This window comes from Micromonospora citrea (genome assembly GCF_049629545.1).
Lineage (GTDB): Bacteria > Actinomycetota > Actinomycetes > Mycobacteriales > Micromonosporaceae > Micromonospora > Micromonospora citrea_A.
Window position 1 is genome coordinate 15,063 of record NZ_JBNADX010000008.1, and the last position, 23,327, is coordinate 38,389.

Consider the following 23,327-nt stretch of genomic DNA (forward strand, 5'->3'; position numbering starts at 1 on the left):
ACCGATCCGGCCGACGCGGAGACCAACAGGATGACCGACCCGTGTCACCGAATGGAGTGCCGTCATGAACCGTCTTCCCACCACTGTCCTCGCCGGCGCGCTGGCCCTCGGCGCCGTCGTGCCGACCGCCGCCGGCCCGGCCGCCGCCGCAGTCGGCGCGCGGCCCGGCGCCGCCACCGCGAGCCGGTGCGTCGTCGCGCCGGTCGGCGTCACCGCGCCGCGTCCCGGGGCCGCCGGTACCGACCTCCGGACCCCCGTGGCCACCGCCGGCCGGACCGGGTCGCCGGGGGTTGCCGAGGCCCGTGCCGCCACCGGGACCGAGGTGCTCAGCGTCCGGGGCGCCGGACCGTTCCGGATCGGCGCGCGGCTGTCCCGACTGTCGGCGGCCGGCCTGATCGACTGGACTGTCGTCGAGTGCGGCGGCGTGGTCCGCGCCGGCGCCACCGGCGAGTGGGCGGGTGTGGTGCTGCTCGCCTTCCGGCACGGACGGCTGGTGGAGGTGGGTACGGCCACCGCGCCGCCGCGGTCACCGGCGGGGGCGGGCGTCGGCATGTCCTTCGCCGACCTCGAGGCGATCTACGGCCGCCGAGGGTCGATGATCCGCAACGACGCCGGCACCGCCTCGGCGTACCTGGTGCGGTTCGGCGCCCGGGTGGAGCTGTTCACCGGGCACCCGATCCGCTCCGGGGTCGGCTACTTCCAGGTCGGACCGGCGGACTTCGTCGAGCGCCGGTTCCGGGAGGGCTGCTCCTGCTGAACCGCGACGGACCGGGGGTGCCGGCGGCGAGCCGGCACCCCCGGTCCGTCGCGCCCAGGGCCGGCACTCCGCCCTCCCCGGCCACAATGATGCAGCGGTGGACAATAGTGTGCGACACACACTATCGTGTGAAGCATGGTTAGCGACGAGATCCTGCGGACCCACCTCCAGGAGTTGCGCCGCGGCACGGTCGTGGTGGCGAGCCTGGTCGCCCTGCGGCACCCCGACTACGGCTACGCGCTACTGCAGCGCCTGACCGCACACGGCTTCCCGGTCGACGCCAACACGCTGTACCCGCTGCTGCGCCGGCTGGAGGAGCAGGGACTGCTGACCAGCGAGTGGAACACCGAGGAGAGCCGGCCGCGCAAGTTCTACCGGACCAGTGCCGACGGCGAGGCGGTCCTGGCGCGTCTGCTCGACGACCTCGCCGCCGTGCAGACCTCCGTCACCGGGCTTATCGAAGGAGTGGAGCGATGACCTCCCTGACCGACCGCTACGTCGCCGCGACCCTGCGGACGGTGCCCGCGCCACGCCGCGCCGAGATCGCCGACGAGCTGCGTGCCTCCATCGCGGACATGATCGAGGGGCGGACCTCAGCCGGGCAGGACGCCGACGCCGCCGAGCGGGAGGTGCTCACCGAACTGGGCCACCCGGACCGGCTCGCCGCCCGTTACGCCGACCGACCGTTGCAGCTCATCGGCCCGACGTACTACCTGGTCTGGCAGAACCTGCTGCGCCGGCTGCTCACGTGGATCCCGGCCCTCGTGGGCGTGGTGGTCGGGGTGCTCAAGGCGACCGTGGGTGACGAGCCGGGGGCGGCGGTCGGAGCCGGCATCGTCGCCGCCTTCCAGACCGGTGTGCAGATCGCCTTCTGGGTGACGCTCAGCTTCGCGGTGCTGGAACGCACCCGCACCCCGCTCACGCTGCCCGAATGGAGCCCCGAGCAGCTGGCCGAGACGCCGGTGGAACGGGACGTGAAACTGAGCGACACCTGCGCCTCGATCGCCTTCCTGCTGATCACCCTGGCGTTCCTGCCCTGGCAGCACCTGCGCTCCTGGGTCTCCGACGCCGACGGCCGGAGCCTGCCGCTGCTCGACCCGGCACTGTGGACGTCCTGGCTGCCGGTGCTCGCCGCCGTGCTGGTCCTGTCCATCGGCCTGGAGCTGGTGAAGTACCGGCTCGGTGGGTGGACCTGGCCGCTGGTCGGTCTCAACCTCCTGCTCGACCTGGCGTTCGCCGTGCCGTTGATCTGGCTGCTGGCCACCGAGCGCCTGCTCAACCCGGACCTGGTCGACCGGTTCGAGTGGCTGCGCGAGGGCGGGCTGGAGACGGTCGGCCGGGTGACCATCGTGGTCGTCGTGGTCATCACCGTCTGGGACGTCGTCGACAGCATGGTCAAGGCCCGCCGGCACACCCGCTGACCTCCGCACACCTCCGGCCCGGCACCCCGACGGTGCCGGGCCGGACGTCGACCGGCAGCCTGCCGGCCAGGTGCGGCGAGCAGGGCGGCACGGGCCGCCGGGGCGTCGGCTCCTCGGCCACGCCCCGACGATCGACCGTCGCCGGCCGTACGATCGTCACCAGGGCAGACGTACGGCGACGAGGAGCGGCCATGGAGTGGATCATCGGGTTGGCGTGCCTGGCGCTGGTCGTCGTGGCGGTGCTCGGCTTCGGCGTCGCCATCTACAACGGGCTGGTACGCGCCCGCAACGCCTACCGCAACGCGTTCGCCCAGATCGACGTGCAACTCGTCCGCCGGCACGACCTGGTCCCCAACCTGGTCGAGGTGGCCAAGGGCTACCTCAGGCACGAACGGGAGACGCTGGAGGCGGTCGTCGCGGCCCGGACGGCCGCGGTCGGCGCGCAGGCCAGGGCTGCCGCGGCTCCCGGTGACCCCGGCGCCATGCAGCAGCTCAGCGGCGCGGAGAACATGCTCACCGCGAGCCTGGGGCGGTTGTTCGCGCTGGCCGAGGCGTACCCGGACCTCAAGGCCAACCAGAACATGATGCAGCTGTCGGAGGAGCTGACCTCGACGGAGAACCGGGTGGCCTTCGCCCGGCAGGCGTACAACGACGCGGTCATGACCTACAACAACAAGCGCGAGGTGTTCCCCTCCAGCGTGGTGGCGGGGATGTTCTCGTTCGGGCCGGCAGCGCTGTTCGAGCCGGACGACCCGCAGCAGCGCCAGGCCCCCCAGGTCTCGTTCTGACCCGTCCCGGGATCCGACAGGTCGTACCGATGAACTTCTTCGAGCGCCAGCGCCACGTGCGCCGGATGTCGGTGCGGTTGGTGGCGCTCTTCGTGCTGGCCGTGGTGGGCATCGTGCTGGTGGTGGACCTGGCTGCGGTGCTGGCGTTCAACGCCACCGCCGCCCCGGCCGAGGACCTGCTCGGGCTGATCTCGGTGGTCACCGTCGGCACCGTCGCCGCGATCGGGCTGGCCGCGCTGGTCCGGACCGTGGCGCTGCGCGGCGGCGGCGGGAAGGTGGCCCGCGAACTGGGTGGGGTGCCCGTCCCGGCGGACACCACCGACCCCGAACTGCGCCGGCTGCGCAACGTCGTCGAGGAGATGGCGCTGGCCTCCGGAGTGCCGGTGCCCGAGGTGTACGTGCTGCCGGACGAGCCGGCGATCAACGCCTTCGCCGCCGGCTGGACACCGTCCGACGCCGCCGTCGCGGTCACCCGCGGCGCGTTGCGACGGCTCAACCGGGACGAGTTGCAAGGGGTGATCGCCCACGAGTTCAGCCACGTCGTCAACGGCGACATGCGGCTCAACATCCGGCTGATGGGTCTGCTGTTCGGCATCCTCTTCCTGGCGGTGATCGGCCGCGGCCTGCTGCGCGCCGGCATCCTCGGCGGTGGCCGCAACCGCGGGGGCGGCGGGGGCGCCAACCCACTGCCGCTGGTCGGGCTGGCGATGGTGGCCGCCGGGTACGTCGGGGTCCTCGCCGGACGGCTGATCCAGGCGTCGGTGTCCCGGCAGCGGGAGTACCTGGCCGACGCCTCGGCGGTGCAGTACACCCGCCAGACCCGGGGCATCGCCGGGGCGCTGAAGAAGATCGGCGGGATCGCCGAGGGGTCGGAGCTGAAGGCTCCCAAGCGCGACGAGGTCGGCCACATGCTGCTCGGGGAGGCCACCGGCCGGGCGTCCTGGTTCGCCACCCACCCGCCGCTGGCCGACCGGATCAGGGCGCTGGACCCGTCGTTCGACCCGGCCGAACTGTCCCGCCTCGCCCAAGGCTGGGCGGCATCACCACCGTCGGGCCGGCAGGAGGACATCGCCCTCGGGCTGGCTCCGGGCGACGTGTCGCCGGCGCCCGCCGCCGGGCCGGGCGGAGAGACGCCGCCGTCGCCCGGGCGGGCGCTGCCGGTGGAAGGCCTGCGGGTACCCGTCGCGCCGGCCGAGGTGCTGAACCGGGTGGCCGACCCGACCGGTGCCGCCTACACACACGCGGCGGCGATCCTGGACCGGATTCCGCCGGAGCTGCTGGACCGGGCACGGGACCGGACGGCAGTCGTTCCGCTGCTGCTCGGCCTGCTGCTCAGCGGCGACCCGGGGGTACGCCGGCACCAGCACGCCGCCCTGGCCGACCGGCACGGGCCCGGCCCGGCCGACGCCGCCCTGCGGGCGGCCGACAGGGTGGCGGGCCTGCACCCGGCGCTCCGGCTGCCCCTGGCCGAGCTGGCCTTCCCCGCCCTGCGCGACCGCCCCGGCCCGGCGCTGGAGTCGCTGCTGGCCAGCGTCTTCACCGTGATCCGCGCAGACGGTGCGATCGACGTCTCGGAGTACTGCCTGTCCCGGCTGCTGCTCAACGGACTTCAGGAGTCGCTGCACCCGGACTCGCGCTGGCGTGCCGACCGGCGCAGGCTCACCGACGCCCGTTCGGCGGCGGCCTCCCTGCTGGCCGTCCTCGCCCAGGCCGGGCACCAGGAGCGTCCCGCCGCGGAACGGGCCTTCGCCGCCGGTGTCGCGGTGCTGTGGCCCGGGACGCCCCAGCCGTACTCGCCGCCCGACGACGGCGTCCTCGCGCTGGAGACCGCCTGGCCGGTGCTGGACGGACTCCGTCCGGGCGACAAGGAACGGCTGGTCGCGGCGACGGTCGCGGTGATCAGCCACGACGGCACGATGACCGTGCCCGAGATCGAGCTGTTGCGCACCGTATGCGGGCTGCTGCACTGCCCGCTGCCGCCGATGGCGGGCGACGGGGTCGGCTGAACGACGACCGCGTCGCCGGCCGGGCCGCAGGGCGGTCCGTACGATCGCGGGGCGATGTCGTCCCGCGAACGGACCGGGTGTCGGGACGCCCTCAGCAGGGGACGCGATCCCATCCGGCGGGCAACGTCGGCACCGGCCAGGACGGATCGGGCCGCCAGTCGGCCCACCTCTCGTCCCACCAGCGCTCCCCCGCGTCGAGCAGGGCGGCGATCCGCTCACCCTCGGCCCGGATCGCGGCCTCCATGCCGGGATAGCGCCCCTCCACCAGGCGCTGCGCGAACATCTCGACGTCCTTCCAGACGTACCGGTCGGCGTCCGCGGGCCACCACAGGTCGAGTTCGTGGTCGAGGGTGTCCACCCCGATCGGGGTACGCCGCAACGGGTCCTGCAGGTTGAAGTACCAGCCGGCGAAGGCGCGCTCCTCGCCGGTCCAGAAGACGTCCACCGAGTGCGCCTCGCCCGGGCGCTGGAGCATCAGCTTGCCGTGGCCGGACCAGGCGGTGTGCCCGGCGGTCTGCCAGGGGTGCCGGCCGCACGGGAAGGACCCGTGCTCGGGGAAACCGAACTCGGCGCCCGGCGGCAGGTAGAGCGCGAGCAGGTCGGCGGAGTCCTCGACACAGATCGTCGGGCAGCCGAACCACACCTCGTCGCGCAGCACCTCGCGCCGGACGACCACGTCGCCCGGCGCGAACCGCGTGCCGTTCACCGGGACGGTCAGCCGACCGCCGCCATGATCTCGTCGGAGACGTCGAAGTTGGCGTAGACGTTCTGCACGTCGTCGCAGTCCTCCAGCACGTCGATCAGCTTGAAGATCTTGCGGGCGCCCTCCTCGTCCAACGGCACGTTCACGCTGGGGATCAGGGAGGACTCGGCCGACTCGTACTCGATGCCGGCGTCCTGCAGGGCGGTGCGGACGGCGATCAGGTCACCCGGCTCGGAGACCACCTCGTACGCCTCGTCGAGGTCGTTGACCTCCTCCGCGCCGGCGTCGAGGACCGCCATCATCACGTCGTCCTCGGTGGTGCCGGCCTTGGGGACGATCACCACGCCCTTGCGGGAGAACATGTACGACACCGAGCCGGCGTCGGCGAACGAACCGCCGTTGCGGGTCAGCGCGGTCCGCACCTCGGTCGCGGCCCGGTTGCGGTTGTCGGTGAGGCACTCGATGAGCAGCGCGACGCCGCTCGGGCCGTACCCCTCGTACATGATCGTCTGGTAGTCGGCGCCGCCGGCCTCCAGGCCGGAGCCGCGCTTGACCGCGCGGTCGATGTTGTCGTTGGGGACCGAGTTCTTCTTGGCCTTCTGGATGGCGTCGTAGAGCGTCGGGTTGCCCGCCGGGTCGCCGCCGCCGGTGCGCGCCGCGACCTCGACGTTCTTGATCAGCTTGGCGAACATCTTGCCGCGCTTGGCGTCGATGACGGCCTTCTTGTGCTTGGTGGTCGCCCACTTTGAGTGGCCGGACATCTGTTACCTCCGTTGCTACCGTCGTCCGCATCGACCGCACCGCACACGCCCCGTTCCCGCCGGCGCACGCGGACGGTGCCGGTCAGCCCTGCGGGAAGCCGTGGCGGGCAGATGGCCCTGCCGAATCTCGGCAATCCTACCGACGTCCGGCCGGCCGGTGTCACGCGCCGCGCGTCGCGGCACCGCCCCGCCCGCCCTTATCAGGGCAGACGGGGCGAAAGTGCGATCCGGTCAGTCCCCGGCGTCCGGCGACGACAGGTGCCCGGACCGGACCCGACAGCGGATGAGGTGGCCCGGCGTCCTCACCCCGCCCTCGCCGGCTCGCCGGCCGTCGACCCGGCCGGACGCAGCGCGCCCGACCAGCTCACGATCTCGGTCAGCATCGTCACCAGCGTCTGCTCCCGCTCGTCGCCCGGGGCGATCCGGCCCCCCGTCGGGTCGCCCGGCTGCGCCTGCGAGAAGTCGAAGTCGGTGAAGAGCGACAGCGACACCCGGGTGGGCACGACCGCCACCCGCACCTCCCCGAGGACCGTCTGCAGGTGGTCGCCGGCCCGGTTGCCGCCCTGCACGCCGTAGTTCACCACCCCGGCGACCTTGTCGTTCCACTCGGCGTACAGGTAGTCGACGGCGTTCTTCAGCGCCGCCGGGATCGACCGGTTGTAGTCCGGCGTGACGAACACGAAGGCGTCACAGGCGCCGACCACGGTCGACCAGCGCCGGGTGTGCGGGCGGCGGTAGTCGCCGAACAACGCCGGCACCGGCTCGTCGAGCAGCGGCAGATCCTGCTCGGCCAGGTCCACCAGCTCGACGACGGCGTCGCCGTCGCGTACGGCGGGGTGCCGCGACGCCACTTCGGCGACCCAGCCGGCGACGGCCGCGCCGCGCCGGCCGGGACGGGTGCTGCCCACGATCAGGCCGATCCGGACCGGCCCAGTTGTCTGTGCGTTCTGCATGACCCGATCGTCGGGGCGCGCACCGCCGGTGGGGAGGCCGCGGTGAGCGTGGCCCCCGCAGGGCCACCCACCCACGGGACGACGCTGCCAGACTGGGCCGGTGATGGACGGAGAGCTGGGGGCGTTCCTGCGCAGCCGCCGGGAGGCGACCCCGCCCGCCCGGGTCGGCCTGCCCGAGGGCGCCCGGCGGCGTACCCCCGGGTTGCGCCGGGCCGAGCTGGCGACGCTGGCGCAGGTCAGCGTGGAGTACCTGACCCGCCTGGAGCAGGGCCGCGACACCCGGCCCTCGCCGGAGATCCTCGCCGCGCTCGCCGACGCGCTGCGGCTCGACGACGCCGACCGCGACCACCTGCGGCAGCTGGCGTCGGTCAACCACAGCCGACAGCTCTGCGCGGGCGGCCGGCCGGCCGTGTCGCGCACCGTGCGCCCCACCGTCCGCGCGCTGCTCGACGCCGTCCGGGACACCCCGGCGTACGTGGTCAACCAGCTCGCCGACGTGCTGGCCTGGAACGACCCGTTCGACCGGCTGGCCCGGCCGCTGGGGCTGCTCGACGGCGCCCGCCCCAACCTGACCTGGTACGTCCTCACCGACGAGCGGGCCCGGGACACCTTCGGCGACTGGGCGGGGGTGGCCGACCACCAGGTCGCCGAACTGCACCGGCTGCGCCGGGGCGACCCGGCCACCGACGCGTTCGCCGCGCGGCTGGCCCGGACGGTCGGCGCGTCCTTCACCGACCGGTGGCAGCGCCGGCCGGTGGCCGCCCCGGGGGCCGGGGTGCGCGAGGTGCGGCACCCGGTGGTCGGCGCGCTGCGGCTGGCGTACGAGACCCTGGAACTCGCCGACGCCGCCCACCAGTGGTTGGTCGTGCAGCTGCCCGCGGACGCCGCGACGGCGGCCCGGTTGGACCGGCTCCTCGACCGGCGGCCCGGCCGGCTGCGCGCCGTCACCGGCTGAACCGACCGGTGCCCGCAGACGCGTCGGCGGGGCCCCTGTCGAGCAGGGACCCGGCCGACACCGACGCTCAGGCCGCGCGGACCAGGTCCACGAAGTACCGGTGCAGCCGCAGGTCGCCGGTGAGCTCGGGGTGGAACGAGGTGGCCAGCAGGTTGCCCTGCCGGACCGCGACGATCCGGTCGCCGGCCGACCCGTCGGTGACCCGGCCCAGCACCTGCACGTCCGCGCCGACCCGCTCGACCCACGGGGCCCGGATGAACACCGCGTGGAACGGCCCGCCCTCGACCCCGGCGATGTGCACCGGCGCCTCGAACGAGTCGACCTGGCGGCCGAACGCGTTGCGCCGCACGGTCATCTCGATGCCGGCGAAGCCGCGCTGGTCGGGCCGGCCGTCCAGGACCTCGCCGGCCAGCATGATCATGCCGGCGCAGGAGCCGTAGACCGGCATCCCGCCGGCGATCCGCTTGTCGATCGGCTCGCGCATCTCGAAGATGTCGACGAGCTTGCTGATGGTGGTCGACTCGCCGCCGGGGACGACCAGCCCGTCGACCGCGTCCAGCTCGGCCGGACGGCGTACCGGGCGGGCGTCCGCGCCGACGCCGGCCAGGGCCGCGACGTGCTCGCGGACGTCACCCTGGAGGGCGAGCACACCGATGGTCGGCGCGTCGCTCATGCGCGTTGTCCTCTCGTCGTCGGCCCGGGCCGGGCCGGGCGTCGCCCGCCCGGCGCCGGCCACGCGGTCACCAGCCCCGCTCGGCCAGCCGGTGCGGCTGCGGGATCTCGTCGACGTTGATGCCGACCATCGCCTCGCCCAGGCCGCGGGAGACCTTGGCCAGCACGTCCGGGTCGTCGTGGAAGGTGGTGGCCTTGACGATCGCTGCGGCCCGCTGCGCCGGGTTGCCGGACTTGAAGATGCCGGAGCCGACGAAGACGCCCTCGGCGCCGAGCTGCATCATCATGGCGGCGTCGGCCGGGGTGGCGATGCCGCCCGCGGTGAAGAGCACCACCGGCAGCTTGCCCGTCCGGGCGACCTCCTTGACCAGCTCGTACGGGGCCTGCAGCTCCTTGGCGGCGACGAACAGCTCGTCCTCCGGCAGCGACTGCAGCCGGCGGATCTCCTGCCGGATCTTGCGCATGTGGGTGGTGGCGTTGGAGACGTCGCCGGTGCCGGCCTCGCCCTTCGAGCGGATCATGGCCGCGCCCTCGGTGATCCGACGCAGCGCCTCACCGAGGTTGGTGGCGCCACAGACGAAGGGGACGGTGTACGCCCACTTGTCGATGTGGTTGGCGTAGTCGGCCGGGGTCAGCACCTCGGACTCGTCGATGTAGTCGACGCCGAGCGACTGGAGAATCTGGGCCTCGACGAAGTGACCGATGCGGACCTTGGCCATGACCGGGATGGAGACGGCCGCGATGATGCCGTCGATCATGTCCGGGTCACTCATCCGGGAGACGCCGCCCTGCGCGCGGATGTCGGCGGGCACCCGCTCCAGCGCCATCACGGCGACCGCGCCGGCGTCCTCGGCGATCTTGGCCTGCTCGGGGGTGACCACGTCCATGATCACGCCGCCCTTGAGCATCTCGGCCATGCCGCGCTTGACGCGGGCGGTGCCGACGGCCGGGGTGGCGGTGGCGCTCGGGGAGGTGGTTTCGGGCACGGGTTATCGCTCCTCGGACGTTCGGGGGCTGGCTAGTGCGATGCTACGACGGCCTCAACGCCGCTCCGACAGCCAATCGGTCCCACGGTGGCCTGCACTGTGGCCGTCGTCACCCGGGTGTCGCAGGCCAATCCGGGGTGCCGGAGACCGTCGTTGGGGACGGCCCGGCACGAACCGGGCGGGTCAGCTCGCCGGGGCCTCGACGGGGACCGTGAGGGTCGGGTCGTCGACGTCGAAGTAGCGGGGCCACTGCTGCCCGCGCCCCATCCGGAACAGCCGCACCACGGGGCGGCTGCGGGCGGCCCGGGCGTCCCGGACGAGATCGGTGTGCACCTGGCGGGCCAGGGCCAGCCGCCGGCTCGCCGCGATCACCGCCTCGCAGGCCGGATCGGCCGGGTCGAGGGTGATCGCGCGCAGCTGGCGGGTGAGGTCGTTCTCGGCGGCCTCGCGCTCCTCCGGGGCCGCGTCCAGGGCGATCCGCGCCGCCGCGTACAGCTCGACGCCGTACCGCTTCTCGGCCAGCACCGCGGCGGCCGCCGCGCGGCGCAGCAGGTGCGCGTCGAGCGCCCGGGCCGCCGACTCCGCCCGGGCCTGCAACCGCGCGACCCGCCCGGCCGTCCAGACCAGGTACACGCCGACCAGGGCCACCACGACGGTGACGGCCAGCGCCCACCACAGGTGCGGCATGGTCGTGTTCACACCGCCCCGCCCAGTCCCGCCCACTCCTGGTCGATGACCCGGCCGTCGGTGGCCTCGATCGCCGCCGCGTACACCTCCAGCACCCGGCGGGCCACCACCGGCCAGTCGTAGTGCGCCACCACCTGGTCACCGCAGGCGGTCAGTGCGGCCCGCTGCTGCGGGTCGTCGAGCAGCTCGGCCAGGGCGGCCCGCAGGGCCGCCGCGTCGCCGGTCGGGAAGAGCCGCCCGGCCCGCCCGCCGTCGAGCACCCGCCGGAACGCGTCGAGGTCGCTGGCGAGCACGGTGGCGCCCGCCGCCAGCGCCTCGGTGAGGATCATCCCGAAGGACTCGCCGCCGGTGTTCGGGGCGACGTAGAGGTGCAGGCTGCGCAACATCCGCGCCTTCTCCGGCTCGGGCACCATGCCGAGGAAGCTCACCCGGTCGCGCAGCTCGGCCGGGAACCGGCCGTACAGGTCGTCCGGGTCGCCCGGCCCGGCCACCAACAGGCGCAGCCCGGGCCGGTGCGGGGCCAGCGCGACGAAGGCGTCGCGCAGGATCGGGAATCCCTTGCGGGCCTCGGTGAACCGGCCGAGGAAGCCGATCGTGCCGCCCGTGCCCGGACCGCACTCCCCCGGCCAGCCGGGCAGCGGCTCCACCCCGGTGAACTTGGCCACGGCGACCCCGTTGGGGATCTCCACCGCGCCACCGTCCATGTGCTCGACCTGCACCTTGCGGGCCAGGGCGCTGACCGCGATCCGGGCGGTGATCCGCTCCAGCACGATCTGCAGCACGCCCTGGGCGGCGGCGAGCACCCGGGACCGGGTCATCGCGGTGTGGAAGGTGGCCACCACCGGCCCCCGGGCGGAGAGCACGGCGAGCATCGACAGGCTCAGCGTGAGCGGCTCGTGCACGTGCAGCACGTCGAAGTCGCCCCGGATGATCCACCGGCGGACCCGCGCCGTGGAGACCGGGCCGAAGGCGATGCGGGCCACCGAGCCGTTGTACGGCAGCGGCACCGCCCGCCCCGCCGACACCACGTACGACGGCAGCGGCGAGTCCTCGTCGGCCGGGGCGAGCACGCTCACCTCGTGACCGAGCCCGATCAGCGCCTCGGCGAGGTCCATGACGTGGTTCTGCACCCCGCCGGGGACGTCGAAGGAGTACGGGCACACGATGCCGATCCGCATTGCGCCCGCTCCCTCAGTTCGTCCCGGTGCTGGTCGGCGGCTGCGCCGAGGGGCGGGAGCCGCCGTCGGTCGCCGCACGCTGATCCAGCCACATCCGCTGCAACATGTGCCAGTCTTCCGGATGGCGGGCGATCCCGGCCGCCAGACCGTCGGCAATCCGCTGGGTGACCGTGCGCACCCGCGCGTCCAGCGGGGCGGAGTCCGGGTCGGGCAGCGGCAGCGGACCGGAGATCGAGGCGCACGCGGCGTCCGGTTCGTACCACATCGAGGCGACGTAGAGGGGCGCGCCGGTGCGCAGCGCCAGCAGCGCCGGCCCGGCCGGCATCCGGGTCCGGCCGCCGAAGAAGTCGACCTCGATGCCCCGGGCGGAGAGGTCCCGGTCGGCCAGCAGCGGCACCACCGTACCGGCGCGCAACCGGTCCACCAGCACGTCGAAGGCGGGACGCGGACCGCCCTGGGTGGGCAGGATCTCCATGCCCAGCCCCTGCCGGAAGGCGAGGAAGCGCTCGTAGAGGCCCTCGGGCCTCAACCGCTCGGCGACCGTGGTGATCGGCCAGCCGGTGGCCGCCACCCACGCGCCGGCCGCGTCCCAGTTGCCGGCGTGCGGCAGCGCGACCACCGCGCCCCGCCCGGCGGCCACGTCGGCGGAGAGCCGGTCGATGCCCTCCGGCGCCAGCCGGAACCCGGCCAGGATCTCGGCGCGGCTCAACGCGGGCAGCCGGAACGCCTCCATCCAGTACCGGGCGTACGAGCGCAGCCCCCGCCGGACGAGGTCGTCCAGCTCGGCCTCGGGCAGGTCGGGGCCGACCACCCGGCGCAGGTTGGCGCGCAGTCGGGTCGTACCCCCGCCGCCGGCGCGGTGCGCGCGGTCGGCGCCCGCCCGGAACGCCGCGGCCACGACGGGCCGGGGCAGCGCCCGGACCACACGCCAGCCGGCGACGTAGCCGAGCTCGGTGAGGTTCACTCCTGGCCGACCCGCTGGGCCTGCCGGTACACGTAGGCCATCCGCTGCCCGACCGTGAAGATCGAGACGGCGGCGAGCAGCCAGAGCGCGATCTCCAGGGCCGGGTCGACGCCGAGGCCGGTGAGCAGACCGCCGACGCCGACGATGAGCAGCCGCTCGGTGCGCTCGGCGATGCCCACGGCGCCGCTCATGCCGAGCCCCTCGGCCCGGGCCTTGACGTAGGAGACCAGCCCGCCGGCGGCGAGGCAGAGCAGCGCGGCGGCCACCCCCGAGTGGTTGCCCTCGGTGGCCAGCCAGTACGCGACCGCGCCGAAGACCGCGCTGTCGGCGATCCGGTCCATGCTCGAGTCGAGGAAGGCGCCGAACCGGGTGGAGCCGCCGCTCATCCGGGCCATCGTCCCGTCGAGCAGGTCGGTGAGCGCGAACACGGTCACGATCAGGGCTCCGGCGACCAGGTCGCCCCGGGCGCCGAAGCCGAGGGCGCCGACGAGCACGCCGAGGGTGCCGGTCACGGTGACCGCGTTGGGGGACACGCCCGCGCGGAGCAGGCCGCGCGCGACCGGCTCCACGACGCGGGTCATCCCCGCGCGGGCCGTCACTTGGAAGATCTTCGCCATGGCGGTCCCACGATAACGGCCGGCACCCGGCGGCGATACGGCCACCTCGTCCGACCCGCGTGGCGGAGGCTTGTGCCGCGTCGGCAACGGGTGTGAGATCGAGTGTGGGAGGTGAGCCAGTTCACCGACCGAGCGGCCTGATTACCCGTCGTCCAGGAGAGCACCGGAGGATATCGCCGCGGCACCCGCCCCGGGCCCGCTTCCCGTCGCGCGCGGCGGTCGCCACCAACCACGGCTGAGGGAGGTGCGCCGCGATGGCGCAGAAGAACCAGGAGAAGGGTGTCACCGGCGGCGCGCCGGTGGTGACCGAGCCCGGCAGGGTTCGCAACGTGGTGCTCGTGGGGCACTCCGGGGCGGGCAAGACCACCCTGGTCGAGGCGTTGCTCGCGGCCAGCGGCACGATCGGCCGGGCCGGCACGGTCACCGACGGCACCACCGTCTGCGACCACGACCCGGCGGCGGTACGCCAGCAGCGCTCGGTGAGCCTGGCGTGCGCGCCGCTCGTGCACTCCGGTGTCAAGGTCAACCTCCTGGACACCCCCGGGTACGGCGACTTCGTCGGCGAGCTGCGGGCCGGGCTGCGCGCCGCCGACGCCGCGCTGTTCGTGGTCTCCGCCGTGGACGGCATGGACATGGCCACCGCCGCCCTCTGGGAGGAGTGCGCCGCGGTGGACATGCCGCGCGCCGTGGCGGTCTCCCGGCTGGACCACCCGCGCGGCGACTTCGACGAGGCGGTGGCGCTCTGCCAGCGGGTCTTCGGCGACAACGTGCTCCCGCTCTACCTGCCGATGCTCGGCGACGACGGCGAGTCGGTGGCGGGGCTGATGGGCCTGATCACGCGCCGGGTCTTCGACTACTCGGCGGGCCTGCCCGCGACGGTGCGCGAGCCGGACCCGGAGCACCTGCCGGCGATCCTGGAGGCCCGCAACGAGCTGATCGAGGGGATCATCGCCGAGAGCGAGGACGAGACCCTGATGGACCGCTACCTCGGCGGCGAGGAGATCGACACCGAGGTGCTCGTCACCGACCTGGAGAAGGCGGTGGCCCGGGGCCACTTCTACCCGGTGGTGCCGGTCTGCGCGCAGACCGGCGTGGGCCTGGACGTGCTGCTCGACGGGCTGGTCGCCGCGTTCCCGTCGCCGCTGGAGCACGAGCTGCCCGCGGTCACCGGGGTGGACGGCTCCCCCCGCCCGCCGCTGGGCTGCGACCCGGACGGCCCGCTGGTCGCCGAGGTGGTCAAGACGACCGTGGACCGGCACGTCGGCCGGGTCTCGCTGGTCCGGGTCTTCTCCGGCACCCTCCGCCCCGACCAGGTGGTACACGTCTCCGGGCACGGCATGGCCGAGCGCGGACACCCCGACCACGACGCCGACGAGCGGGTCGGGCACGTCTACAGTCCGCTGGGCGCGACGCTGCGCGAGGTGCCCGCCGCCGTCGCCGGCGACATCTGCGCGATCACCAAGTCGGGCAGCGCGGAGACCGGCGACACCGTCTCGGCCAGGGACGAGCCGCTGCTGATCGCCCCGTGGGAGATGCCCGAGCCGCTGCTGCCGGTGGCGATCGTGGCGAAGAGCCGGGCCGACGAGGACGCCCTGGCCCGCAACCTGGGCCGGCTCGTCGCCGGTGACCCCACCCTGCGGCTGGAGCGCAACCCGGAGACCCACCAGCTGGTGCTCTGGTGCATGGGCGAGGCGCACGCCGACGTCGTGCTCGACCGGCTGCGCACCGGCGGCGTGGAGCTGGAGACCGAGCCGGTCCGGGTGTCGCTGCGCGAGACGCTGGCCGTGCCCGCCCGGGGGCACGGCCGGCACGTCAAGCAGTCCGGCGGCCACGGCCAGTACGCCGTCTGCGACATCGAGGTGGAGCCGCTGCCCCGGGGCGCCGGCTTCGAGTTCGTCGACAAGGTGGTCGGCGGGGCCGTCCCGCACAACTACATCCCCTCGGTGGAGAAGGGCGTCCGGGCGCAGATGGAGCGCGGCCTGGTCGCCGGTCACCCGGTGGTGGACCTGCGGGTCACCCTCGTCGACGGCAAGGCGCACAGCGTCGACTCCTCCGACGCGGCGTTCCAGACCGCCGGGGCGCTGGCCCTGCGCGACGCCGCCGAGAAGGGGCAGCCGGCGCTGCTGGAGCCGGTGGACGAGGTGACCGTCCGGGTGCCCGACGGCTCGGTCGGCGCGGTGATGGGCGACCTGTCCGGCCGCCGAGGCCGGGTGCTCGGCACCGAACCGGACCCGGACGCCGAGGGCCGCACCCTGGTCCGCGCCGAGGTGCCCGCCACCGAACTGCTCCGGTACGCCGTCGAGCTGCGCTCGATGACCTCCGGCACCGGCACCTTCCGCCGCGAGTTCGCCCGGTACGAGCCGATGCCCGCCCACCTCGCCGAGCAGCTGCGCAAGGAACACCCCACCCGCCCCTGACCCCCTCGCACCCCCGCCCCGCCCCGCCCCGCGCTCCTTCGCCGCACCCCATCCCCGACCTGCAACTTCAGAGAAAGAGTGGCTGTCCGACGCCGAATAGCCACTCTTTCTCTGAAAGAGCGGGATCCAGGGCGTGGGGTGCGGAGGCGAGGGGGCGGGTCAGGGGCGCACGGCGGGGACCGGGGGCATCGGCCAGTACGGGCGGTCGGCGTCGCGCAGGGCGGCGGCGCGCAGCCCGGCGAGCTGCCGTTCCACCTCGGCGAAGTGGTCCGGGGCGAGCGGGCCGAGGCGCAGCGCCGCCGCGTTCTCCTCGACCTGGGCCACGGTGCGGCAGCCGGGGATCGGCACGGTCCGCCCGCTGCGTGCCCAGAGCCAGCCCAACGCGCCCTGGGCGAGGGTCCGGCCGTCGGCGGTCAGCGCGCCGCGTACCGCGGCGACCCGACGCAGCCACTCCGGCGCCGGCCGGCCGCCGCGGAACCACTCCAGCCAGGTCGGGGCGAGACCGCGCACGTCGTCGCGGGGCAGTGTCGACTCCGTCGTGTACTTGCCGGTGAGCAGCCCCATGCCGAGCGGGCCCCGGTTGACGCTGGCCAGGTCGTGCTTGTCGCAGGCGGCCAGCATGGCCGGGGTGTCCCGGAGCACCGACAGGGTGTGCTGCACGGCGGTGGCGCGCGGCGCCGCCTCGGCGAACGCCGCGACCCGGTCGGCCCGGTCGGTGCTCCAGCCGTACGCGCGGATCAGCCCGTCGGCGACCAGGTCCTCCAGCGTGCCGAGCAGCGCCTGCACCCGTGGCAGCGGCAGGTCGCCCAGGTGCAGTTGGTAGAGGTCGATCCGGTCGGTGTCCAGCCGGCGCAGCGAGTCGACGACCGCCCGACGCAGGTACGCCGGGGAGGCGTCCTCGCCGGTGGCCTGCCGGGTGCGCTCGTCGAACGTGTAGCCCCACTTCGTGGCGATGACCGCCTCGTCGCGGCGGCCGGCCAGGGCCCGGCCGAGGATGCGCTCGCCGTGCCCCGCCCCGTACGTGTCGGCGGTGTCGAAGAGGGTCACGCCGAGGTCGAGCGCCCGGCGGACGGCCCGGACCGACTCCTCGTCGTCGACCCTGCCCCAGCCCAGCGGCCGGGTCCCCTCGGCCCAGGGGCCACCGATCGCCCAGCACCCCATGCCGAGGGCGCTGACCTCGATGCCGCTGCGACCCAATGTCCGTGTCGTCACTGCCATCGCCGCATCCTGTCACCTCCCGCGCCAGGGGGTGCAGGAACGTCACCGCCGGTGCAGGATCGACCACATGGGACGGCCGGTCGGTCGGGAAGCTGGACGGACCCCTAGCGGAGGGTGGCGTACGCCAGCGGCAGCGGGTCGGGCTGGCCGTCCCAGGCGCCGGTGAGGGTGGCGGCGTCCGACCGGTCACGGGCCACCAGGAGGCGCGGCACGGCCAGTTCGACCCTGTCGGTGACGATGACCGTGGGGTCGGCGTCCACCACCTCGCGCAGCGCGCCCACGGCCGGCGGGGCGGCCATGACGCCGCCGGTGGTGGCGATGGTCATGCTGGGGGCGCGACGCTCCCGCACCCCGTCGACCTCGAAGAACTCCTCCGCCTGGCCGGTGCCGGCCAGGACGGCCGAGGCCAGTGCCGCGGCGTAGACGGGGTCCGCGCAGGCGTCGTACACCCAGCGCCGTCCCAGCACGGAGTGGTGCGTGGTGCCGATCAGCCGGTCGTCGCCGTCGTCGAGCGGCGCGTCGCGGTAGGTGAGCGGGACCTGGTGCACCGGTCCGTCGCCGACGCGGACCAGCATCGTCTCGATGCCGACCGCGCCGGCCGGGTCGTCGAAGCGGTACGCCGCCACCCGGGTCACGTCGCCGTCGACCGGCCCGTGGAACCAGTCACGGCCGGGCAGCCAGGCCGCCAGGAGGTCGAGCTTGGAGGGGCGCAGTTCCGCGCGGTGCAGCAGGGCCATGCGCAAGATCGTAATGGTGGGCCGGCCGCCGTGGGGCCGCGCGGGCGGCTCAGCTGGGCCAGGTGCGGGCGAAGAGCTCGCGGGTGTCGGCGAGCACCTGCGGCAGCACCTTCGTCCGCCCGATCACCGGCATGAAGTTGGCGTCGCCGCCCCAGCGGGGCACCACGTGCTGGTGCAGGTGCGCGGCGATGCCGGCGCCGGCGACTCCGCCCTGGTTCATGCCCAGGTTGAAGCCGTGCGCGTTGCTGACCTTCCGGACCACCCGCATCGCGGTCTGGGTGAAGACCGCCAACTCGCCCGTCTCCTCGGCGTCGAGGTCGGTGTAGTCGGCGACGTGCCGGTACGGGCAGACCAGCAGGTGGCCCGGGTTGTACGGGTAGAGGTTGAGCACCGCGAAGACGTGCTCGCCCCGGGCCACGACCAGGCTCTGCCCCGGGGGCAGGCCGGGGGCCAGGCAGAACGGGCAGCCGGTGGGCTTCTCGTAGCCGCCCTCGGGGCGGTCCTCCCCCGAGATGTACGTCATCCGGTGCGGCGTCCAGAGCCGTTCCAGCCCGTCGGCCAGGCCGTTGTCCGTTCCGCCGTCGAAGTGCCGCTCCGCCCCAGTCACATCGCCGATCCTACGGTCACCGCAGCGGGTCCCACCCGTCCGCACCGGCCAGCCAGGTCCGTGGGGTGAGCCGGGCGGCCTCCTCGGCGGTCAGCTGCGGACGGTCCGGGTTGATCGCGGCTCCGGGGCCGGTGTTGGCGTACTCGGCGTAGCGGGCGTCGCGCCAGGACCAGGTGCCGAAGTCGCTCCACGGGGTGGATGCGCGCACGTGCGCGCCGAGCCAGGAGTCACGGATCACCGTGCAGGGGGCCGCCGCCGGGTCGTTGCCGGGGTGCCAGGGGCGGCCGAGCGAGACGGTGTCCGGCTCGGCGGTGCCGGTGAGCCGGCTGCGCCGGATCAGGAAGCCGTACGGGACGGCCCGGTCCGTGCTGGCGGCGGTGACGTACCCGTTGTTGCTGCTGGTCGAGCCGCGGCTGAGCGACCGCAGTTCGCAGCGGTCGAAGACGGCGGTGCCGCGGCCGAAGACGAAGTCGACGTCCCCGTCGATGCGGCACTTGCGGAAGTACGCCCGGCTGGCGACGGTCACCTCGGGGGTGTTGACGTAGAGGGTGTCCTGGCGGCCGAGGAACCGGACGTTGTCGAAGACGAGCCGGTCGGCGCGGGTGAGCACGGCGACCGCCTGCCGGTTGGTGATCTCCGGGTGGGCGGCGGGGTCGAAGAGGTTGGCGAAGGTGAGGTTGCGGGCCGCGAAGCCGTCCCCGGAGACGGTCACCGAGGCGCTGCCGGAGGTGCCCCAGCGACCGCCGGTGGGCTCACCGCCCGCCGGAGCGCACCGCGATCGGCCCACGGCGCGCGTGCCCCGGGCGGACCGGGGCCGGGCACAGCGGTGGCGGTGTCCCGACGTCGGACACCGCCACCTGACGCCGGTCGCGGCTCAGTTCTCCACGGCGGACGGGCCGGAGTTGGTGCGGGAGGAGACCACGTCCCGCACGTGCGCCACCGCCTCGGCCACCGGCACGCCGTTGCGCTGCGAGCCGTCCCGGTAGCGGAAGGAGACCGTGCCGGCCGCCACGTCGTCGTCGCCGGCGATCACCATGAACGGGATCTTCTGCTGCTGGGCGGTGCGGATCTTCTTCTGCATCCGGTCGTCGCCGCTGTCCACCTGGGCGCGGACGCCCTCGGCGCGCAGCGTGGCCACGAACTCGTGCAGGTAGTCGGTGTGGTCCTCACGGATCGGGATGCCGACCACCTGCACCGGAGCCAGCCAGGCCGGGAACGCCCCGGCGTAGTGCTCGGTGAGCACACCGACGAAACGCTCGATCGACCCGAACTTGGCGCAGTGGATCATGACCGGCTGCTGCCGGGTGCCGTCGGCCGCCTGGTACTCCAGCCCGAAGCCCTTGGGCTGGTTGAAGTCGTACTGGATGGTCGACATCTGCCAGGTACGGCCGATCGCGTCCTTGGCCTGCACCGAGATCTTCGGGCCGTAGAAGGCCGCGCCGCCCGGGTCGGGCACCAGGTCCAGCCCGGTCTCGCGCGCGCACTGCTCCAGCACCGCCGTCGCCGTCGCCCAGTCCTCCTCGGTGCCGACGAACTTCTCCGGCTTGGACTCGTCGCGGGTCGACAGCTCCAGGTAGAAGTCGTCGATGCCGAAGTCCTTCAGCAGGCCGAGCACGAAGTTCAGCAGGTGCTTGACCTCGGCCGGCGCCTGCTCCTTCGTGCAGTAGGAGTGCGAGTCGTCCTGGGTGAAGCCGCGCACCCGGGTCAGCCCGTGGATGACGCCCGACTTCTCGTACCGGTACACCGAGCCGAACTCGAACAGGCGCATCGGCAGCTCGCGGTAGGACCGCCCGCGCGACCGGTAGATCAGGTTGTGCATCGGGCAGTTCATCGCCTTGAGGTAGTAGTCCGCGCCCTCGAACTCGATGGGCGGGAACATCCCGTCGGCGTAGTACGGCAGGTGACCCGAGGTGTGGAAGAGCCCTTCCTTCGAGATGTGCGGGGTGCCGACGTACTGGAAGCCCTCCTCGATGTGGCGGGCGCGGACGTAGTCCTCCATCTCCCGCTTGATCACACCGCCCTTGGGGTGGAACACCGGCAGGCCGGAGCCGATCTCGTCGGGGAAGCTGAACAGGTCCAGGTCCGCGCCGAGCTTGCGGTGGTCGCGTCGGGCGGCCTCCTCCAGCAGCTTCAGGTACGCCTTCAGCTCGTCCCGGGTCGGCCACGCGGTGCCGTACACCCGCTGCAGCTGCGGGTTCTTCTCCGAGCCGCGCCAGTAGGCGGCCGCCGAGCGCATCAGCTTGAACGCGCCGATCAGCCGGGTGTTCGGCAGGTGCGGGCCACGGCAGAGGTCCGACCAGCAGACCTTCTCCTCGGTGGCGGCGAGGTTGTCGTAGATGGTCAGCTCGCCGCCGCCCACCTCCATCACCTCGGAGGAGTCCAGCCCCTCCCCCTTGACGTCGATCAGCTCCAGCTTGAACGGCTCGGCGGCCAGCTCGGCCTTCGCCTGCTCCAGGCTGTCGAAGCGCCGGCGGCGGAACCGCTGCCCGGACTTGACGATCTCCTGCATCCGCTTCTCGAGCTTGCCGAGGTCGTCCGGCTGGAACGGCTTGTCCACGGCGAAGTCGTAGTAGAAGCCGTTCTCGATCGGCGGGCCGATGCCGAGCTTCGCCTCCGGGAAGACGTCCTGCACGGCCTGGGCGAGCACGTGCGCGCACGAGTGGCGCAGCACGTTCAACCCGTCCGGGGTGTCCAGGGCGACCGGCTCGACCGTGGTGTCCTCGGCCGGCGTCCAGTCCAGGTCGCGCAGCTGGCCCTGCGGGTCGCGGACCACCACGATCGCCTTCGGGCCGGCGGCGGGCAGCCCGGCCGCGGCCACCGCGTCGGCCGCCGTCGTCCCGGCGGCGACGACGACGGGGTCGGCCACTGCGGGGGTACGGGGTGCGGACACGGTGACTCCTCAGCTGCAGACGGTACGGATGTGCCGGGGTCCGGCTCCTGCGATGCTATCGGTCGCCCCTTTCCGCCCGGTCGTCGGGAAAGGGTGGGCCCGGCATGTCGTCCCGCCCGCGGTTGAACCTTTTCGGCCTCCCGTCCGAACTACCGGGTGTGGCCGGAGCCGGTGCCGGCCGCGTGGAGACGGATGGGGGCACGGATGACGACGACCCGCAGTGGCAGCCGGCGGGGCCGGGCCGTACTCGTGCTGGCCACGGCCGTGGCCGGCGTGCTCGGCTGGCCGGGGGCCGCGTCGGCGGCGGGCGTGACGACCACGCCGACGCAGGCGACGCAGGGCGAGGCGGTGACGCTGCACCTGGTGGTGCCCGAGGAGCGACCGGGCGCGCGGACCGAGAAGATCGAGTTCAAGCTCCCGGAGGACGCCCCGGTCGGTGAGGTCTACCCGCTGTCGGTGGACGGCTGGGCGCCGCTGATGACCTCCCGCACCCTGGACCGGCCGGTGGCCGGCATCCACGCCCCCGGGGTCACCACGGTGACCGCCTCGGTGGTGTGGACCCGGGCCGCCGGCGCACCGGCGCCCGGCCCGGCCCGGCTCTCCGTCGCCATGGGTCCACTGCCGCAGACCGACCGGATGGACTTCGAGGTGGTGCAGACGTACTCGGACGGGACCGTGGTGCGCTGGGCCGACCCGGCCGGCGGCGCCCACCCGGCCCCGACGCTGACGCTGGTCCCGCCGACCGGCGGCGCGGCGCCGGCCGGGCACGGTCACGGGGGCGTGGCCGCCGATCCGGCCGGCGCGCCGGCGGTGGCCGACGCGCCGGTGACCGACGGGGACGGGCCGAGCGCGGACGTCCTGCTCGGCGGCGGCCTGCTGATCGGACTGGGTGGCGGCGCGCTGATCGGCTGGGCGGTCAGCCGGGCCCGGCACCGCGCCGAACCCGACGACGAGCAGCCCGAGGACGGCCCGTCGACGGAGGACCGGACCGACGGCGACCGTCCGGCGTTGGGGTCCGCCACCGAGCCGGTGGGGTCCCGCTGACCTCAGCGAACCCACTCCGGCAGCGGCTCCCGGGCCGCCAGCCAGCCGTCCGGCACGCCGCCCGGAGTGCCCACCCCGGTGTACGCGGCCACCACCGAGCCGACGATCGCGGCGGTGGTGTCGACGTCCCCGCCCGCCTCGACGCAGGCGCGGACCGCCGTCGGGTAGTCGGCGAGGTGGGTGGCGGCCACCCAGAGCGTGAAGGCGACGGTGTCCTGGGCGGTGACCCGGGAGCCGTTGCCGAGCCCGTCGACCGCCTCGGCGAGCGGCCGGCCGAGCAGTCCGACGGCACGGCGCACCCCCCGGGCCACCTCGGCGGCGGGATCGAGCGCGGCGGCGACCGCGGCCAGCAGCCGGGCCGGCTCCGGCCGGTCGCCGTCGAGCCGGGCGCGGGCGGCGAGCGAGGCGGCGACGGCCACCGCGACCGCCCCGGCGATTCCCTCCGCGTGGGCGTGGGTGACCTCGGCCGACGCCCGGGCCCGGGTCGCCGCCTTCGCGGTGGAGTCGGCGTACCAGGCGCCGAGCGGGCCGACCCGCATCGCCGCGCCGTTGCCGCAGGAGCCCTGCCCGTCGAAGGCCGACGCGGCGGCGACCGGCCACGGCGTGCCGGTGCGGATGAGCCGCAGGATCGTCACCGCGCCCGGCCCGTACCCCCGGTACGGTTCGCAGCGCCGCGCGAAGGCGAGCGCGAGGCGGTCGGCGTCGACGTCGCCGTGCTCGGCCAGCTCCGCGACCACGGAGCAGGCCATCTCCGTGTCGTCGGTCCACTGCCAGGGCGGCGGCGGGAGCCGCCCGGCCGCGACGTCGTCGGGGTGCCGCCCCGGCACGAAGTACTGCGATCCCAGGGCGTCGCCGACCGAGAGGCCGGCGAGGCTGTCACGGGCCAGGGCCGCCCGGGCGTCGGGAAACAGCGTGAACGTCATCGTCGTGCCAGCTTGCCCGGTCGGCCGGTACGCCGCAACGCGA

23 protein-coding genes are annotated in these 23,327 nt (G+C 74.2%); 8 read left to right on the top strand and 15 right to left on the bottom strand.

What is annotated here, in order from left to right; translation table 11 throughout:
* The first annotated feature begins 64 nt into the window (after positions 1 to 64).
* From ACPFP2_RS11165 to ACPFP2_RS11185, 5 genes are all read left to right on the top strand, one after another.
* A complete protein-coding gene (locus ACPFP2_RS11165; RefSeq protein ID WP_424088674.1) occupies positions 65 to 757 on the top strand; it encodes a hypothetical protein in 693 nt (230 codons plus the stop codon).
* A 135-nt stretch (positions 758 to 892) separates the two neighbouring features.
* Positions 893 to 1,234 carry a PadR family transcriptional regulator gene (locus tag ACPFP2_RS11170; protein WP_424088676.1) on the top strand — a complete coding sequence of 114 codons (342 nt, stop codon included), beginning with the start codon at positions 893 to 895 and terminating at the stop codon, positions 1,232 to 1,234.
* A complete protein-coding gene (locus ACPFP2_RS11175) occupies positions 1,231 to 2,178 on the top strand; it encodes a permease prefix domain 1-containing protein (RefSeq protein WP_424088678.1) in 948 nt (315 codons plus the stop codon). The genes ACPFP2_RS11170 and ACPFP2_RS11175 overlap by 4 nt, the downstream gene beginning before the upstream one ends.
* A 191-nt stretch (positions 2,179 to 2,369) precedes the next feature.
* Positions 2,370 to 2,966, top strand: a complete 597-nt coding sequence (locus tag ACPFP2_RS11180) for a LemA family protein (RefSeq protein ID WP_424088680.1) — start codon at positions 2,370 to 2,372, stop codon at positions 2,964 to 2,966.
* A gap of 29 nt (positions 2,967 to 2,995) precedes the next feature.
* The gene (locus ACPFP2_RS11185; protein WP_424088681.1) at positions 2,996 to 4,972 is read left to right on the top strand and encodes a M48 family metallopeptidase; all 1,977 of its coding nucleotides are present in this window, start codon (positions 2,996 to 2,998) and stop codon (positions 4,970 to 4,972) included.
* A gap of 91 nt (positions 4,973 to 5,063) precedes the next feature.
* Here ACPFP2_RS11185 and ACPFP2_RS11190 read toward each other — a convergent pair whose 3' ends face one another.
* The 3 genes from ACPFP2_RS11190 to ACPFP2_RS11200 all read right to left on the bottom strand — a co-directional run bounded on the left by ACPFP2_RS11190 (position 5,064) and on the right by ACPFP2_RS11200 (position 7,389).
* Positions 5,064 to 5,678, bottom strand: coding sequence for a DUF402 domain-containing protein (locus tag ACPFP2_RS11190; protein ID WP_424088683.1), 615 nt, complete (start codon positions 5,676 to 5,678; stop codon positions 5,064 to 5,066).
* A gap of 8 nt (positions 5,679 to 5,686) precedes the next feature.
* Positions 5,687 to 6,436 (bottom strand): YebC/PmpR family DNA-binding transcriptional regulator, encoded by a 750-nt coding sequence (locus tag ACPFP2_RS11195; RefSeq protein ID WP_424088684.1) that lies wholly within the window; start codon positions 6,434 to 6,436, stop codon positions 5,687 to 5,689.
* Positions 6,437 to 6,738: 302 nt separating this feature from the next.
* Positions 6,739 to 7,389 (bottom strand): NADPH-dependent FMN reductase, encoded by a 651-nt coding sequence (locus ACPFP2_RS11200; protein WP_424088686.1) that lies wholly within the window; start codon positions 7,387 to 7,389, stop codon positions 6,739 to 6,741.
* Positions 7,390 to 7,492: 103 nt separating this feature from the next.
* Between ACPFP2_RS11200 and ACPFP2_RS11205 the strand changes: the two genes are divergently transcribed.
* A complete protein-coding gene (locus ACPFP2_RS11205; protein WP_424088688.1) occupies positions 7,493 to 8,344 on the top strand; it encodes a helix-turn-helix domain-containing protein in 852 nt (283 codons plus the stop codon).
* A 67-nt stretch (positions 8,345 to 8,411) separates the two neighbouring features.
* Here the strand turns inward: ACPFP2_RS11205 and pdxT are convergent, their stop codons facing one another.
* From pdxT to pgsA, 6 genes are all read right to left on the bottom strand, one after another.
* Positions 8,412 to 9,017, bottom strand: a complete 606-nt coding sequence (pdxT, locus tag ACPFP2_RS11210; protein WP_424088690.1) for a pyridoxal 5'-phosphate synthase glutaminase subunit PdxT — start codon at positions 9,015 to 9,017, stop codon at positions 8,412 to 8,414.
* A gap of 67 nt (positions 9,018 to 9,084) precedes the next feature.
* Positions 9,085 to 10,002 carry a pyridoxal 5'-phosphate synthase lyase subunit PdxS gene (pdxS, locus tag ACPFP2_RS11215; RefSeq protein ID WP_424088692.1) on the bottom strand — a complete coding sequence of 306 codons (918 nt, stop codon included), beginning with the start codon at positions 10,000 to 10,002 and terminating at the stop codon, positions 9,085 to 9,087.
* Positions 10,003 to 10,185: 183 nt separating this feature from the next.
* Positions 10,186 to 10,689: a hypothetical protein gene (locus tag ACPFP2_RS11220; RefSeq protein WP_424088968.1), complete on the bottom strand. Its 504-nt coding sequence runs from the start codon at positions 10,687 to 10,689 to the stop codon at positions 10,186 to 10,188.
* Between the two features lie 8 nt (positions 10,690 to 10,697).
* Positions 10,698 to 11,867, bottom strand: coding sequence for a glycosyltransferase family 4 protein (locus ACPFP2_RS11225; protein ID WP_424088694.1), 1,170 nt, complete (start codon positions 11,865 to 11,867; stop codon positions 10,698 to 10,700).
* A 13-nt stretch (positions 11,868 to 11,880) separates the two neighbouring features.
* Positions 11,881 to 12,831, bottom strand: coding sequence for a phosphatidylinositol mannoside acyltransferase (locus tag ACPFP2_RS11230; RefSeq protein WP_424088696.1), 951 nt, complete (start codon positions 12,829 to 12,831; stop codon positions 11,881 to 11,883).
* A complete protein-coding gene (gene pgsA / locus ACPFP2_RS11235; protein WP_424088697.1) occupies positions 12,828 to 13,448 on the bottom strand; it encodes a phosphatidylinositol phosphate synthase in 621 nt (206 codons plus the stop codon). The genes ACPFP2_RS11230 and pgsA overlap by 4 nt, the downstream gene beginning before the upstream one ends.
* A gap of 254 nt (positions 13,449 to 13,702) precedes the next feature.
* On the opposite strand from pgsA, the gene ACPFP2_RS11240 reads away from it, so the two are divergent.
* On the top strand, positions 13,703 to 15,865 hold the full coding sequence (locus tag ACPFP2_RS11240; RefSeq protein WP_424088699.1) for an elongation factor G-like protein EF-G2: 2,163 nt from the start codon (positions 13,703 to 13,705) through the stop codon (positions 15,863 to 15,865).
* 159 nt (positions 15,866 to 16,024) lie between these two features.
* On the opposite strand, the gene ACPFP2_RS11245 is transcribed toward ACPFP2_RS11240, so the two are convergent.
* The 5 genes from ACPFP2_RS11245 to thrS all read right to left on the bottom strand — a co-directional run bounded on the left by ACPFP2_RS11245 (position 16,025) and on the right by thrS (position 21,317).
* Positions 16,025 to 17,083 carry an aldo/keto reductase gene (locus ACPFP2_RS11245; protein WP_424088701.1) on the bottom strand — a complete coding sequence of 353 codons (1,059 nt, stop codon included), beginning with the start codon at positions 17,081 to 17,083 and terminating at the stop codon, positions 16,025 to 16,027.
* 104 nt (positions 17,084 to 17,187) lie between these two features.
* Positions 17,188 to 17,820, bottom strand: coding sequence for a CG0192-related protein (locus tag ACPFP2_RS11250; protein ID WP_424088703.1), 633 nt, complete (start codon positions 17,818 to 17,820; stop codon positions 17,188 to 17,190).
* Positions 17,821 to 17,869: 49 nt separating this feature from the next.
* On the bottom strand, positions 17,870 to 18,427 hold the full coding sequence (locus ACPFP2_RS11255) for an HIT family protein (RefSeq protein ID WP_424088705.1): 558 nt from the start codon (positions 18,425 to 18,427) through the stop codon (positions 17,870 to 17,872).
* A gap of 16 nt (positions 18,428 to 18,443) precedes the next feature.
* Complete coding sequence (locus ACPFP2_RS11260) at positions 18,444 to 19,214, bottom strand: pectinesterase family protein (RefSeq protein ID WP_424088707.1); 771 nt, start codon at positions 19,212 to 19,214, stop codon at positions 18,444 to 18,446.
* Positions 19,215 to 19,301: 87 nt separating this feature from the next.
* Positions 19,302 to 21,317 carry a threonine--tRNA ligase gene (thrS, locus tag ACPFP2_RS11265; RefSeq protein ID WP_424088709.1) on the bottom strand — a complete coding sequence of 672 codons (2,016 nt, stop codon included), beginning with the start codon at positions 21,315 to 21,317 and terminating at the stop codon, positions 19,302 to 19,304.
* 204 nt (positions 21,318 to 21,521) lie between these two features.
* Here thrS and ACPFP2_RS11270 point away from each other — a divergent pair, with 204 nt between their 5' ends.
* Positions 21,522 to 22,361 (top strand): DUF1775 domain-containing protein, encoded by an 840-nt coding sequence (locus ACPFP2_RS11270; RefSeq protein ID WP_424088711.1) that lies wholly within the window; start codon positions 21,522 to 21,524, stop codon positions 22,359 to 22,361.
* 2 nt (positions 22,362 to 22,363) lie between these two features.
* Here ACPFP2_RS11270 and ACPFP2_RS11275 read toward each other — a convergent pair whose 3' ends face one another.
* Positions 22,364 to 23,284 (bottom strand): ADP-ribosylglycohydrolase family protein, encoded by a 921-nt coding sequence (locus ACPFP2_RS11275; protein ID WP_424088713.1) that lies wholly within the window; start codon positions 23,282 to 23,284, stop codon positions 22,364 to 22,366.
* Between the last annotated feature and the right edge of the window lie 43 nt (positions 23,285 to 23,327).

What these genes read in the sequence shown, in the direction of transcription:
- ACPFP2_RS11240 (WP_424088699.1), top strand. Translation starts at nt 13,703, where the DNA reads ATGGCGCAGAAGAACCAGGAGAAGGGTGTCACCGGCGGCGCGCCGGTG.
- ACPFP2_RS11205 (WP_424088688.1), top strand. Translation starts at nt 7,493, where the DNA reads ATGGACGGAGAGCTGGGGGCGTTCCTGCGCAGCCGCCGGGAGGCGACC.
- ACPFP2_RS11250 (WP_424088703.1), bottom strand. Translation starts at nt 17,820, where the DNA reads ATGGCCCTGCTGCACCGCGCGGAACTGCGCCCCTCCAAGCTCGACCTC.
- ACPFP2_RS11245 (WP_424088701.1), bottom strand. Translation starts at nt 17,083, where the DNA reads ATGGCAGTGACGACACGGACATTGGGTCGCAGCGGCATCGAGGTCAGC.
- pgsA (WP_424088697.1), bottom strand. Translation starts at nt 13,448, where the DNA reads ATGGCGAAGATCTTCCAAGTGACGGCCCGCGCGGGGATGACCCGCGTC.
- ACPFP2_RS11195 (WP_424088684.1), bottom strand. Translation starts at nt 6,436, where the DNA reads ATGTCCGGCCACTCAAAGTGGGCGACCACCAAGCACAAGAAGGCCGTC.
- ACPFP2_RS11270 (WP_424088711.1), top strand. Translation starts at nt 21,522, where the DNA reads ATGACGACGACCCGCAGTGGCAGCCGGCGGGGCCGGGCCGTACTCGTG.
- ACPFP2_RS11165 (WP_424088674.1), top strand. Translation starts at nt 65, where the DNA reads ATGAACCGTCTTCCCACCACTGTCCTCGCCGGCGCGCTGGCCCTCGGC.
- ACPFP2_RS11180 (WP_424088680.1), top strand. Translation starts at nt 2,370, where the DNA reads ATGGAGTGGATCATCGGGTTGGCGTGCCTGGCGCTGGTCGTCGTGGCG.
- ACPFP2_RS11185 (WP_424088681.1), top strand. Translation starts at nt 2,996, where the DNA reads ATGAACTTCTTCGAGCGCCAGCGCCACGTGCGCCGGATGTCGGTGCGG.
- ACPFP2_RS11170 (WP_424088676.1), top strand. Translation starts at nt 893, where the DNA reads ATGGTTAGCGACGAGATCCTGCGGACCCACCTCCAGGAGTTGCGCCGC.
- ACPFP2_RS11275 (WP_424088713.1), bottom strand. Translation starts at nt 23,284, where the DNA reads ATGACGTTCACGCTGTTTCCCGACGCCCGGGCGGCCCTGGCCCGTGAC.
- ACPFP2_RS11220 (WP_424088968.1), bottom strand. Translation starts at nt 10,689, where the DNA reads ATGCCGCACCTGTGGTGGGCGCTGGCCGTCACCGTCGTGGTGGCCCTG.
- ACPFP2_RS11175 (WP_424088678.1), top strand. Translation starts at nt 1,231, where the DNA reads ATGACCTCCCTGACCGACCGCTACGTCGCCGCGACCCTGCGGACGGTG.
- pdxT (WP_424088690.1), bottom strand. Translation starts at nt 9,017, where the DNA reads ATGAGCGACGCGCCGACCATCGGTGTGCTCGCCCTCCAGGGTGACGTC.
- ACPFP2_RS11225 (WP_424088694.1), bottom strand. Translation starts at nt 11,867, where the DNA reads ATGCGGATCGGCATCGTGTGCCCGTACTCCTTCGACGTCCCCGGCGGG.
- ACPFP2_RS11200 (WP_424088686.1), bottom strand. Translation starts at nt 7,389, where the DNA reads ATGCAGAACGCACAGACAACTGGGCCGGTCCGGATCGGCCTGATCGTG.